Source organism: Streptomyces sp. NPDC048639 (genome assembly GCF_043199075.1).
GTDB lineage: Bacteria > Actinomycetota > Actinomycetes > Streptomycetales > Streptomycetaceae > Streptomyces.
This window is the reverse complement of record NZ_JBICVP010000006.1, coordinates 258106-270610: the sequence shown is the minus strand read 5'-3', so window position 1 is coordinate 270610 and position 12505 is coordinate 258106. Positions and strand designations below refer to the sequence as shown.

At 72.2% G+C, this 12505-nt stretch carries 10 protein-coding genes; 6 read left to right on the top strand and 4 right to left on the bottom strand.

The window, feature by feature from the left end:
• The first annotated feature begins 139 nt into the window (after positions 1-139).
• The 3 genes from ACGFNH_RS18500 to ACGFNH_RS18490 all read left to right on the top strand — a co-directional run bounded on the left by ACGFNH_RS18500 (position 140) and on the right by ACGFNH_RS18490 (position 4883).
• Positions 140-1138 (top strand): hypothetical protein, encoded by a 999-nt coding sequence (locus tag ACGFNH_RS18500; RefSeq protein WP_393654904.1) that lies wholly within the window; start codon positions 140-142, stop codon positions 1136-1138.
• Between the two features lie 102 nt (positions 1139-1240).
• The gene (locus ACGFNH_RS18495) at positions 1241-2101 is read left to right on the top strand and encodes a TIGR03619 family F420-dependent LLM class oxidoreductase (RefSeq protein WP_393654902.1); all 861 of its coding nucleotides are present in this window, start codon (positions 1241-1243) and stop codon (positions 2099-2101) included.
• 184 nt (positions 2102-2285) lie between these two features.
• The gene (locus tag ACGFNH_RS18490) at positions 2286-4883 is read left to right on the top strand and encodes a bifunctional FO biosynthesis protein CofGH (RefSeq protein ID WP_393654900.1); all 2598 of its coding nucleotides are present in this window, start codon (positions 2286-2288) and stop codon (positions 4881-4883) included.
• A gap of 121 nt (positions 4884-5004) precedes the next feature.
• On the opposite strand, the gene ACGFNH_RS18485 is transcribed toward ACGFNH_RS18490, so the two are convergent.
• Positions 5005-5550 (bottom strand): SRPBCC family protein, encoded by a 546-nt coding sequence (locus ACGFNH_RS18485; RefSeq protein ID WP_393654898.1) that lies wholly within the window; start codon positions 5548-5550, stop codon positions 5005-5007.
• Positions 5551-5892: 342 nt separating this feature from the next.
• Here ACGFNH_RS18485 and ACGFNH_RS18480 point away from each other — a divergent pair, with 342 nt between their 5' ends.
• Together ACGFNH_RS18480 and ACGFNH_RS18475 are read left to right on the top strand one after the other, a co-directional pair.
• Entirely contained in the window at positions 5893-6678 is a 786-nt protein-coding gene (locus ACGFNH_RS18480) for an SDR family oxidoreductase (RefSeq protein WP_393654896.1), read from the top strand.
• 107 nt (positions 6679-6785) lie between these two features.
• Positions 6786-8141: a glycosyltransferase 87 family protein gene (locus ACGFNH_RS18475; RefSeq protein WP_393654894.1), complete on the top strand. Its 1356-nt coding sequence runs from the start codon at positions 6786-6788 to the stop codon at positions 8139-8141.
• 114 nt (positions 8142-8255) lie between these two features.
• Here ACGFNH_RS18475 and ACGFNH_RS18470 read toward each other — a convergent pair whose 3' ends face one another.
• Positions 8256-9371 (bottom strand): ADP-ribosylglycohydrolase family protein, encoded by a 1116-nt coding sequence (locus tag ACGFNH_RS18470; protein WP_393654892.1) that lies wholly within the window; start codon positions 9369-9371, stop codon positions 8256-8258.
• Positions 9372-9702: 331 nt separating this feature from the next.
• Between ACGFNH_RS18470 and ACGFNH_RS18465 the strand changes: the two genes are divergently transcribed.
• Positions 9703-10626: a hypothetical protein gene (locus tag ACGFNH_RS18465; RefSeq protein ID WP_393654890.1), complete on the top strand. Its 924-nt coding sequence runs from the start codon at positions 9703-9705 to the stop codon at positions 10624-10626.
• Between the two features lie 165 nt (positions 10627-10791).
• Here ACGFNH_RS18465 and ACGFNH_RS18460 read toward each other — a convergent pair whose 3' ends face one another.
• Both ACGFNH_RS18460 and ACGFNH_RS18455 read right to left on the bottom strand, forming a co-directional pair.
• On the bottom strand, positions 10792-10998 hold the full coding sequence (locus ACGFNH_RS18460) for a DUF397 domain-containing protein (RefSeq protein ID WP_393654888.1): 207 nt from the start codon (positions 10996-10998) through the stop codon (positions 10792-10794).
• Positions 10999-11208: 210 nt separating this feature from the next.
• On the bottom strand, positions 11209-12066 hold the full coding sequence (locus ACGFNH_RS18455; protein WP_393654886.1) for a helix-turn-helix domain-containing protein: 858 nt from the start codon (positions 12064-12066) through the stop codon (positions 11209-11211).
• Positions 12067-12505: the final 439 nt, after the last annotated feature.

Genomic DNA, 12505 nt, shown 5'->3' with positions numbered 1-12505 from the left:
CCGGGCCCGGGAGTTGGCCTCTGGGCCGGGAGTTGGCCTCGGGGCCGCCCCGGATCCGGAACCGGCGTCCGCGTATGCGTGGGGTGCCCGCGGGAGGGGCCTTGGACGTGCGACAGGCAAGCGTGGGAGACGAGGACGGATGAGCGAGGCAACGGAGCGGACCGGCGGCACCGGCAGTACTGGCAGCACCGGCAGCGCCGGACCGCACGGAGAGCATGCGGCCGGACCGCACGGAGAGCATGCGGCCGGACCGCGCGCCCGGCCGACGACGGAGGTCCCGGAGCCGGCAGCGGGGTTCGCCGGGGGCCGCGAACTGGCCCCGGCGGTACCGATGCTGGCCGTCGCAGTGGCGGTGATCAGCATGCTGGTCGGCGCTGCCATGGCGGCCGCCGGCCTCGCCGGTGAGAGGTTCGGCGCCTGGACGTCGCCCGAGGCGCTGAGCCCGGGCCTGGTCGGGGCGGCCATGCTCGGCGTCACTCCCGGTCTGCTGCGGATCGGCCGCGCGCAGGTCTGGGAGGAGGTCCGTACGCTCGTCGTGCCGCTCGCGGTCGTGCTCGTCGGCCTGTTCGCCGTGACCCTGCTCAACGCGGGCCGGTTGCACGCCGCCCAGGGCGGATCGGTGGTCCTCGTCCTGTTCAGCCTCGGCTGGGTCCTCGTCCTGGGGCTGCTGGCCGTGTCCGCGCTCGCGTGCGTCGGAGGGCAGTACCTGAAGCCCGCACAGCCGACAGGGGAGCGGGCCGCCCCGCTGCCGGGCTGGTCGAAGCCGTTCCTGGCCGTCCTCGGATCGTCCTGGTTCGGGATCGGTGCGGGTCTGCTCGCCGTCCCGGGGTTCTGGGCCGACTTCGTCCCGTGGAGCGTCAACCGCCCGGACGCGCAGGCCCTCGGCGTGTGGGCGCTCGCGCTCGGCGTCGGAGTCCTCGGCTCCCTGGCCGAGGACGACCTGACCCGGACCCGGCCCGCCCTGCTCGCCGTGCCGGGTGTGGCCCTCGCCCTGGCCGTCGTGCTGGGCGTACGAGCCCAGGACGTCGACTGGGCGTCAGGACCCGGGCTGTCCCTGCTCGTCATGGTCGCCGGGCTGCTCGTCACCGGTGCGACCGGTCAACGGCTCCTGTCACGGCAGCCGGTGTCCCGCGCGTAGGCGGCGTTCCGGATACGGGAGGGGGCTGTGCGGTTTCGCCGTGTCGGGGAATCCGCCCCGCGCGTCCTTCTCCGCGCCCCCGCCGTGGGAGAACATACGCATATGCGGATCTCGACGACCATCTTCTTCACCGACGAGACCATCACCCCCGTCCGACTCGCGCACGAGCTGGAACAGCGCGGATTCGCCGGGCTCTACGTCCCCGAGCACACCCACATCCCCGTCGGCCGCGAGACACCGAGCCCCTCCGGCGGCCCGCTGCCCCGCGAATACGGCCGTACCCTCGACCCGTTCGTCGCCCTCGCCCAGGCCGCCGCCGTCACCGAACGGCTCACCCTCGGCACGGGCATCACACTCGTCGCCCAGCACGACCCCATCGCCCTCGCCAAGCAGGTCGCGACCCTCGACCATCTCTCCCGGGGCCGCCTCACCCTCGGCGTCGGCTTCGGCTGGAACGTGGAGGAGGCCGCGGACCACGGCGTCGCGTGGGCCCGCCGCCGCGACATCGTCCGCGACAGGATGGCCCTGATGCGGGCCCTGTGGGCGGAGGAGCCGACGCCGTACGAGGGCGAGTTCGGCTCCGTGAGCGCCAGCCACGCCCACCCCAAGCCGGCCCGGAAGCCGCGCGAGCGCGCCGGCACGACCCCGCTCACCGGACCGCGCACCCTCATCGGCGGGGGCGCTGGACCCACGCTCTTCTCGCACATCACCGAGTACGCGGACGGGTGGCTGCCGATCGGCGGCCGCGGTCTGACCGAGACGATTCCCCGGCTGCGCGAGGCATGGGAGCGGGCCGGGCGCGGCCCGGTGGACCCGCAGACCGTGCCGTACGCGGTCCGTCCCTCGCCCGGCAAGATGGCCCACTACCAGGAGCTGCAGATCGACGAAGTCGTGCTCCAACTGCCGCCCGGGGACGAGGCCGAGGTCCTGCGCACCCTGGACGACTACGCCCAGTACCTCTAGACGCCCCGCGGCGGGCGTGTCGTGCCCGGTGCACACGCCGCCGCCCACGCGCCCCAAGTGCCGGTCCTCCGACCGGCACTCGGGCGTATTCCCGGCAAAGAGGTCGGAGCGCCGTGAGCATGTGCACACACCGCGCGCCGGACGGAGCCGCGGCACTGTCCGAAGGCGCTCGTATGCTCGGGTAATGACGACGAGCGCCCCCGGGCCCGACCGGTCCGCACCCACCGCCAACGCCATGCGCCGGGCGTTGCGCCGCGCCCGTGAAGGAGTCGCGCTGGACGTCTCCGAGGCCGCCGTACTGCTGCAGGCACGCGGGGACGACCTGGCGGACCTGTGCGCCTCGGCCGCTCGCGTGCGGGACGCGGGACTGGAGGCCGAGGGCCGCGCCGGGGTCATCACGTACTCGCGCGGGGTCTTCATCCCGCTCACCCGGCTGTGCCGGGACAAGTGCCACTACTGCACGTTCGTCACGGTGCCCGGCAAGCTGCGGCGCGCGGGCCACGGCATGTACCTCTCGCCGGACGAGGTGCTGGACATCGCCCGCCGCGGCGCCGAAATGGGCTGCAAGGAGGCCCTGTTCACGCTCGGGGACCGCCCCGAGGACCGCTGGCCCGAAGCCCGCGAGTGGCTTGACGCGCACGGCTACGACGACACCCTCGCCTATGTGCGGGCCATGGCGATCCGGGTCCTGGAGGAGACCGGCCTCCTTCCGCACCTCAACCCCGGCGTCATGTCGTGGACCGAGCTGCAGCGGCTCAAGCCCGTCGCCGCCTCCATGGGCATGATGCTGGAGACGACGGCGACCCGGCTGTGGAGCGAGCCCGGCGGCCCGCACCACGGCTCGCCCGACAAGGAACCGGCCGTTCGGCTGCGGGTCCTGGAGGACGCGGGACGCTCCAACATCCCCTTTACCTCCGGGGTCCTGATCGGGATCGGCGAGACGTACGAGGAGCGTGCGGAGTCCCTCTTCGCGCTCCGCCGCATCGCCCGCGCCTACCACGGCATCCAGGAGCTGATCATCCAGAACTTCCGCGCCAAGCCGGGCACGGCGATGCGCGGGATGCCGGACGCCGAGCTGAACGAACTGGCCGCGACCATCGCCGTCGCCCGCCATGTGATGGGCCCCTCCGCCCGCCTCCAGGCGCCCCCGAACCTCATCGAGGCCGAGTACGCCCTCCTCATCGGCGCGGGCATCGACGACTGGGGCGGCGTCTCGCCCGTGACGCCCGACCACGTCAACCCCGAGCGGCCCTGGCCCCAGATCGACGAACTCGCCGAGCGGACCGCCGCGGAGGGATTCACCCTGCGGGAACGGCTGCCGGTCTACCCGGAGTTCGTCCGGCGCGGCGAGCCCTGGCTGGACCCGCGCATCCTGCCGCACGTGACGGCCCTCGCCGAACCGGACACCGGTCTCGCCGACGAGAAGACCGTCCCGCGCGGCATCCCGTGGCAGGAGCCCGACGAGGGCTTCACCGCCTCCGGCCGCACCGATCTGCACCGCACCATCGACACCGAGGGCCGCACCTCCGACCGGCGCGACGACTTCGACGCGGTGTACGGGGACTGGGAGGCGCTGCGCGAGGCGGCGGCCCCCGGCATGGTCCCCTCACGCATCGACGGTGACGTGAAGTCCGCGCTGTCCGTGGCGGCCGACGACCCCACACGCCTGACCGACGACGAAGCGCTCGCCCTCCTCCACGCCGACGGGCCGGCGCTGGACGCGCTGTGCGGGATCGCCGACGACGTGCGGCGAGCGGTGGTCGGTGACGAGGTGACGTACATCGTCACCCGCAACATCAACTTCACCAACGTCTGCTACACCGGCTGCCGTTTCTGCGCCTTTGCCCAGCGCCGTACCGACGCCGACGCCTACACCCTCTCCCTCTCCCAGGTCGCCGACCGGGCGGAGCAGGCGTGGGACGTGGGCGCGGTCGAGGTCTGCATGCAGGGCGGCATCCACCCGGACCTGCCCGGCACCGCGTACTTCGACGTCGCGCGGGCCGTGAAGGAGCGGGTGCCGGGCATGCATGTGCACGCCTTCTCGCCGATGGAGGTCGTCAACGGCGCCACGCGCACCGGGATGTCCATCACGGACTGGCTGAGCGCGGCCCGGGAGGCGGGTCTCGACACCATCCCCGGCACGGCCGCCGAGATCCTCGACGACGAGGTCCGCTGGGTGCTGACCAAGGGCAAGCTGCCCGCCGCCACCTGGGTCGAGGTCGTCAAGTCGGCGCACGCCCTGGGCATCCGGTCCTCCTCGACGATGATGTACGGGCATGTGGACCAGCCCCGGCACTGGCTCGGCCATCTGCGGCTGCTGGCCGGGATCCAGCAGGAGACCGGCGGCTTCACCGAGTTCGTCACCCTGCCCTTCGTGCACACCAACGCCCCCGTGTATCTGGCCGGGATCGCCCGGCCCGGCCCCACGATCCGGGACAACCGCGCCGTCACCGCCATGGCGCGTCTCCTCCTCCATCCGCATATCCGCAACATCCAGACGAGCTGGGTGAAGCTCGGAGCGGAGGGCGCGGCCGAGATGCTGCGCTCGGGAGCCAACGACCTGGGCGGCACGCTGATGGAGGAGACCATCTCCCGTATGGCGGGCTCCGGTTACGGCTCCCACCGCTCGATCAAGGACCTGGTCGCCATCGCCGACGCGGCGGGGCGTCCGTCCCGGCCCCGGACCACGACGTACGGCGAGGTCCCGGCGGAGCGGCAGGAGGCCGCGCTGGCGTCCGACGGGCACCTGCCCGAGCTGCTGCCCGTGCTGGGCAACGACTGAGCGACGGGCGGCCGGCGATGCGGGGCGAGGCGGCAGCGGGGCCGAGCGCCGAGAGGGCGGCAGCGTGGCCGACCGCCGGGAAGACAGCAGCGGGGTCGGCCGCAAAGGACGGCGGCGGGCGTCAACGCGGTTCCGGCGCGCGCTCTTCCGCGAGCTGCTTGATGCCCTCCAGCGTCGCGTCCATGTTGGCGCGGAGGACGTCCATCCGGAACGCCACGACCTCCTCCTCCCGCTCCGGCATGGAGTCGATCGCCAGACTCAGCCCGGAGCGGGCGGGCCCGATCAGCACCGAGTGCCGCAGCCAGGTGGTCCCGGACTCGCCGGGCTCCAGCTCGAAGCGCCAGGCCGCCATGGGCTTCTCCGGGTCCGGCTCGGGGTCGCCGAACCGTCCGTCCGGTGACACCACCACCCATCCGAAGGCCCGCTCCTCCTCGAACTCCACGATGTGGGAAACCGTCTGCCAGGCGCCGAGCAGCCGGTTGTGGTTGTAGCCCACGAACATCGAACCGACCGCCGCGCCGGTCGCGTTGCCGATCCATTCCACGTGCTGCAGTTCGGGGCTGAGCCGGGCGGGCAGGTCGATGTCGGTCACCAGCTTCCAGACCTGCGACGGGGCGGCCTCGACATGGATGTCGCACTGCACTTGCGGACCGTCGGCGTACCGCACGGTGTCCCCCTCGTGGTCAGGGACCGCGTCCGGTCCTGGTCGGCGAAACCGGGCCGGACGGTCGCGAGAGGACCAAATCCGGCCATGGCTGCGGCAGTCACCCGCACACAGCACCCTAAGCGCCGCGGCCCCGAACAGCGCACGAGGCGTACGGGTGTCACCCGCCGGCCGCCCCGCGCGCCCCGTGAACGAGCCGGAAACGTACGGCGACCCCTCCGGACCGGCTCGGGGCTGCCGCGGCTCTGGTCCTCCCCCGCACTGGCCTTCCCCGGCTCTGGCCTTCCCCGGCGTAGGGCCATACCCTGACGGGCCGTCAGAAACCCAGCGGTCCGGGAGGCGACCATGCTGTTGCGGGGGAAGACCGTGATCGTGTCCGGCGTCGGCGCGGGACTCGGCCACCAGGTCGCGGCCGCCTGCGTACGCGACGGTGCGAACGCCGTGCTCGGCGCCCGCACCGAGGCCAACCTCGCCAAGTCCGCCGCCGAGGCCGACCCCTCCGGGCGGCGCACGGCGTGGCGCGCGACGGACATCGGCGACGAGCAGCAGTGCGAGGCGCTGGCGGCCCTGGCCGTCGAGCGGTTCGGCGGCGTGGACGCGGTCGTGCACGTCGCGGCGCTCGACGCGTACTTCGGGGGCCTGGAGGACGCCGACTTCGCCACCTGGGCGAAGGTCCTGGACGTCAACCTGCTCGGCACCCTGCGGATGACGCGGGCCTGCCTGCCCTCCATGAAGGAGCGGGGCGGCGGCTCGGTCGTCCTCATCGGCACACAGTCCTCGGTCGCCGCCCCCACCCAGGTCCACCAGGCCGCGTACGCGGCCTCCAAGGGGGCGCTCGTCTCCGCCATGTACTCGCTCGCCCGCGAACTGGGACCGCACCGGGTCCGGGTGAACACCATCCAGCCCGGCTGGATGTGGGGCCCGCCGGTGCAGGCGTACGTACGGTTCACGGCCCAGACCTCCGGCGTGCCGGAGGACGACGTGCTGGCCGGGCTCACCCAGCGGATGGCACTGCCCGAGCTGGCGACGGACGGGGACGTGGCGGAGGCGGCGGTCTTCCTGGCCTCCGACCGGGCGCGCGCGATCACCGGTCAGTCGCTCCTGGTCAACGCGGGAGAGCTGATGCGCTGAGCTTTTCGGCGCATGACCCGGGGCACCCGCCTGGATCGCTGAAACCGCGGACCAGAAGAATGCGTGTTCTGGAGTGTTCGAAATGTCGACATCTGGAGTCGCACCCCGTGATCACGCTACGGACGACCCTCGCCTCCCTCCCCGGGACGGCGCGCGCCGCCGTGCTGCGCCGTCCCACCCTCTGCGCGGCGGTCCTGTGCCTGCTGTCCTTCACGGGCTTCCTGATCGCGCAGCGCGCCGCCCAGGTGTCGATGGTCGACCTGCTGGTCTACCGGGCGGAGGGCATGGCCGTACGCAGCGGTGAGGACCTGTACGACCTGCGGGCCACCGTCTACGACCTGCCCAACACCTACCCGCCGTTCGCCGGCCTCGTCTTCACGCCGCTGACCCTCGTGGACGTCGGCACGCTGAAGACCCTGGCCACCGCGGCCAACCTCGGCCTCGTGGCCGTCCTGGTGCATCTGGCGCTGCGTCTCGTGGGCCGCCCGCACACGGTGTCCCGTCCGGCCGCGGTCCTGGCGCTCTCCGCGCTCGCGGTCTGGTGCGAACCCGTGTGGACGACGTTCCGCTGGGGCCAGATCAACCTGCTCGTCACCGTCCTCGTGCTGTGGGACCTCACCCGGCGCAAGGGCCACCGCTGGGCGGGCGCCGGCATGGGCATAGCCGCCGGAATCAAGGTGACGCCGGCACTCTTCGTCGTCTTCCTCGCCCTGGCCGGCCTGGTCGAGGCCGGGCGCCGGATACGGGCCGGGCGCAGCCCGTGGAACGAGCACCTGCGCCGCGCCGCCGTCGGGACCGCCGCCTTCGTCGCCACCGTCGCGTCCACGGCCGTCCTGCTCCCGCAGGACACCCGCCGGTTCTGGACGGAGATCCTGATGGCGACGGACCGGCCCGGCTTCGTCGAGGGCACCGGCAACCAGAACCTCCTCGGCGTCCTCGCCCGCGCCCTCCACACCCCGGACCCCGGCCCCTGGTGGGCCGTCGCGGCGGCCCTGGTCGCCGGCGCGGGACTGGCCACGGCCGTCGCCGCCCAGCTCGCCGGGGACAGGCTGCCGAACGGCCGGGCCTGGGCGGCCGTCGTCTGCGCCGTCACCGCGCTGATGGTCAGCCCCGTCTCCTGGTCGCACCACTGGGTGTGGGCCGTCCCTCTGGTGCTGCTGCTCGGGACGGAGGCGCTGCGCCGCCGTGACGCCCGCTGGACGGCGTGGACCGTGCTGACCGGGCTCGCGTTCTGCTCGTTCATGATCTGGTACGTCCCGCATGCCACGCCCGATCGGCCCGAACTGCAGCAGAACGTCGGGCACATGGTGCTGTCCGGCGCGTACCCGCTCCTCGGCCTCGCCCTGATCGCCGTCGCCGCACGGCTGACCATCCGTGCCTGGCGTACGGGATCCCCGCGCCGGCCGGAGTCCGTCGGCCTGCCGCAGCAGCGCGAGGACAGCCCCGCCTACGTGCGGGGGTGACGTGCGGGCGGTCCGTGCGGGCGGGGCTGGGGCCGAGGGGCGGTCGTCCACGCGAGGGCGGTCCCCTGTACCGCGGGTCGCTCCCTCTACGCGCTGGGGTGACGGGCCGACGAGCTACGCGCGGGGGTAACGGGCCAGCCAGCCCGGGGAGCTGGACGCCGGGCTGTGCAGGGCAGGCCCCTGCGTCATCTCCATCGCGAAGTCGTCCGCGATCTCCAGGATCGTGGAACGCCCCTCCAGTTCGGCCAGCCAGCCCGGCGGGAGCGCCGTCTCGCCGTGCAGCGTGCCCAGCATGTTGCCGCAGATGGAGCCGGTGGAGTCGGAGTCGCCGCCGTGGTTGACCGCGAGCAGCAGGCCGTGGCGGATGTCCTCGGCGACCAGCGCGCAGTAGACGGCCACGGCGAGCGCCTCGTCGGCCGTCCGCCCCGCGCCGAGGGACTCGACGCGGGCCGGCGACGGCAGGCCCTGGCGTACGGCGCCCAGGGCGTGGCGCAGCGCGTCGGTGGTGTCCTGGTGACCGGGGTGCTGGGCGAGGCGGCGCAGCGCGTGCTGGACGGCGCTGTCGAGGTCGTCGCCGCGGGCGAGACTGTGGATGATGACGGCGAACGCGCCGGCCGCGAGGTAGCCGGTGGGGTGGCCGTGCGTATGGGCGGCGCACTCCACGGCCAGCTGGAAGACGAGCTGCGGCTCCCAGCCCACCAGCAGGCCGAAGGGTGCGGAGCGCATGATCGCGCCGCAGCCCTTGGACTCGGGGTTCCTGGGCCGCTCCAGCGTGCCCATCACCTCGTCGCCGAGGCCGGTGAGACAGGCCGGGCCCGGCTCGCGTCGCGCGTAGAGCCACTCCTCGTGGGCGAGCCAGCCGTCGTCCTTGCGGCGCTCGTCGGGGCCCCAGTTGTTCTGGGTGGCGGCCCAGCGGACATGGGCGCGGTAGACGTCGGTGGGCGGGTGCCAGGCGCCGGTGTCCCGGCGGACCTGGGCCCGTATGAGCCCGTCGACGGTGAACAGGGTCATCTGGGTGTCGTCGGTGACGGCGCCGCGCCGCCCGTACGCGGGGACATAGTCGGTGACCCCGTCCTGCCCGTACTTGGTACGGATCTCCTCGAGCGAGTCGAGCTCGATGCCCGCGCCCAATGCGTCCCCGATCGCGCCGCCGAGCAGGCAGCCCCGCACGCGGCTGCGGAAATCCTGCTGCTCGGCGCGGCCCCATACGGCGGTCGCGGCTGCGGTCACGGGGGCGCCCCTTCCCTGTCCGTGCTCGACCCCTGAACTGGCTCAGCACTGTAATCGACCCCGGACCGTCGAATCCGGTCCGGTCGGGAAAGCCCTCGCCAGGGCCCGTGGGCGGGCCGAGATGCGTGATCTTTCCGATGTGCCCGGTGGCCGGCGCGTACCGAACGCCCCGATCCGCGGGGATGGCTCCGCTCTGCAGCGTTCGGCGAGCGGCGGAACGGCAGCAGCGGCGACCCGGCCCCGGGCGCGCGGCGTCCTCCACGGCGCCGTATCGCACCAGGGTGTGCGATCCCTCTCCACATCTGACGCAACGTCAGCTAGAACCCCTGGCATGACCCATGACGCGAGCGACCGCAGGACGGGCGGAACGGCCGACGGAGGAACCGGCAGCAGGACCGACCCCACGGGCGACAGCGGGACCGAGGACACCCGCAGCGAGGTCTACGCCGAACTGGCCTCCGTCGGACCGTACGGGGTCCGCCCCGGACACGCCCTCATCACCATGGTCGAGCCGCACCGTGGCCACGAGTACGCCTACAACCGCTGGTACGAGGACGACCACTTCATCGCGGGCGCGATGGCCATGCCCTGGATCTACGCGGGGCGGCGATGGGTCGCCACCCGCGAGCTCCAACTCCTGCGCTATCCGGGCAAGTCCGCTGTCGCCGATCCCGTCGCCGCGGGCTGCTACCTCTCGGTCTACTGGATCACCGACGGCCGCTACGACGACCACATGCGGTGGACCGTCGCCATCAACAAGCGCCTGGGCCGCGACAGCCGGGTCCACCAGGCCCGTACGCACATCTTCACGGCCTTCCAGGACCACGAGGCGACCGTCTACCGCGACGGGGCGGCGGGGCCGCGCGACATCCACGCGCTCGACCATCCGTACGCGGGCCTCGTCGTCGAGGTCGTCGACGCCGACGGCCCCGAGCAGCGCGCCGAACTCCTGGAGTGGCTGCGCGCCAAGCACCTGCCCAAGCGGCTGAAGGGCTCACCGGCCGCTCTGGTCACGGTGTTCCGGCCGACGCCGCTCCCGCTGGACCGGATGTCCTACGTCCGGCAGGTGGAGGGCACGGACACCCGCCTGACGCTGCTGTGGTTCCTGGAGCGGGACCCGCGGGAGTGCTTCGCGCAATGGTGCACCGGGCTCGACGCGGAGGTCGCGTCCTCGGGTCTCGGACGCGTCGAACTCGTCGCGCCGTTCATCCCGACGGTGCCGGGGACGGATCGCTACGTCGACGAACTCCGCTGACCGGCGGCCCCGTTGAAGCCCAGCGGTCCGGGGAGGGACCGCGGGGAGGGAACCCCGGACAGCAACCAGCCCCCTCGGCCGGGACGGCGACCAGTCGAGAGGGCTTTCCGGGTTGCGCGTTGTGCGCGTACTACGGATGTTGCCGGTGTTGCGTCGGCGCTTTCGTCAGGCGGCGCCGAACGAGCCTCGACCGACCTCGAGGATGAAGTCCTTCCACGTCTCCTGTGCGAAGCCGAGGACGGGCCCCTGCGGATCCTTCGAGTCGCGGACCGAAACCGCGCGGGAAGTCTCCTTGACTTCCACACAGTCGCCATTGACGGCCGAGTACGAGGACTTGGTCCATTCCGTCAGCGATGGTTGCCGACTCAGCATGATGACTCCGATGGTCGTGCCAGTTGATTGGGCTTGGGCACCCGGCCGCTTTCAGCGGCTGCGATCGACGCTACGCCGCAACACCGGTGCTGGCAGGCCGTGTTCACTCAACCGAGTGGCATATTCCACCGGGATCTTTGCGGGCCTGTCCCACGGGTGTACGGTGCGAGCCCTCAGCTCTGTCCATGGGCATCCGCGGGCCTCCGCCGGTCAGGTGCTGTAGCTCATCACCACCTTGTGGATGAACTCGCGCGAGTGCTCGGCGCTCAGCGCCTGCGCGCGCAAATGCTCGTACATCACCGCATAGCTCTGCACGTCGTTCGCCTTCTCCAGGTAGAGGTCACTGGTGACCCCTTCGAGATAGACGACGCTGGCGTCCATCGCGTCCTGGAACTCGAGAATCGCGAACTTCCCGTACATGCCCGGATGGGCGCCCACGTCGTACGGCAGCACCTGCAGGGTGACGTGGGGCTGCTCGCTGAGCTGCGCGAGATGTTCGAGCTGCTGCGCCATGATCTGCGGATTGCCGACCACGCGCCGCAGCAGCGCCTCGTCGATCACCGCCCAGAAACGCAGGGGGTTGATCGGATCCGTCAGACGGTCCTGGCGCTTGAGGCGGATCTGGATCCGCTTGTCGATCTCGCTGGGTGTGGCCTCGGGCCACATCCCCTCGATGACCGCCTGGGCGTACTCCCGCGTCTGCAGCAGGCCGGGGACGATGAGTGATTCGTAGACGCGCAACGAGGCCGCGTCCGTCTCCAGTCCGATGTAGACGCTGTAGGGGATGTCGCCGAACGCATGCCACCAGCCCTGCTGGCGTGAGTCCTTCGCCATCTGCATCAGTGAGTCGACGATCCGGCGGTCCTCGACCTCGTAGACCCCGCACAGATCTCGGACATCGCGCTGGCTGATGCTGCGGCGGCCGTTCTCCAGTCTGCTGATCTTCGACTGGGAGACCAGCAGACGCTCCGCCACCTCCTCGGCCGTCATGCCCTTGAGCTCGCGGAGCCTGCGCAGCTCCTGACCCAGCCGGCGCCGTCTGACCGTGGGATTGACACTGGATGCCACGGAAACTGCACCTCCGACTTGTACCGCTGTTTGTCCAGCAGACTGCCACTTCTGGCCATGCCCCGCTGGAAAACGGCAACAGAGGGTCCCGGGTCGAGCACGAGGCGCAATCCCGTTTGGGGGTACGGGCGTTCGCTCGTTTCCGGCCACGCCGGGGCGCATGCCGTGACGCAGGTATATGCCGTGACGCAGTCCCTGGACAGACGCAGTGACGCAGTGACGCGATCCCGTGACGCGAGGCTGTGGCGGGAAGCCGTGACGCCTGAAGGCGCGGGCCTTGCGCCGTGGCGAGAACGCGCGCGATCCCTACGCGGCTCAGCGTGTCGCACCGGCCCGTACGCAGGGCGTGTCCCACCCGGCCCGTACGCAGGCGTGCGCGCGAGGCGGCGGGACGGCCGTCGTCCGAACGGCCTCCCGCCACCCCGCGCGCATCAGCGGC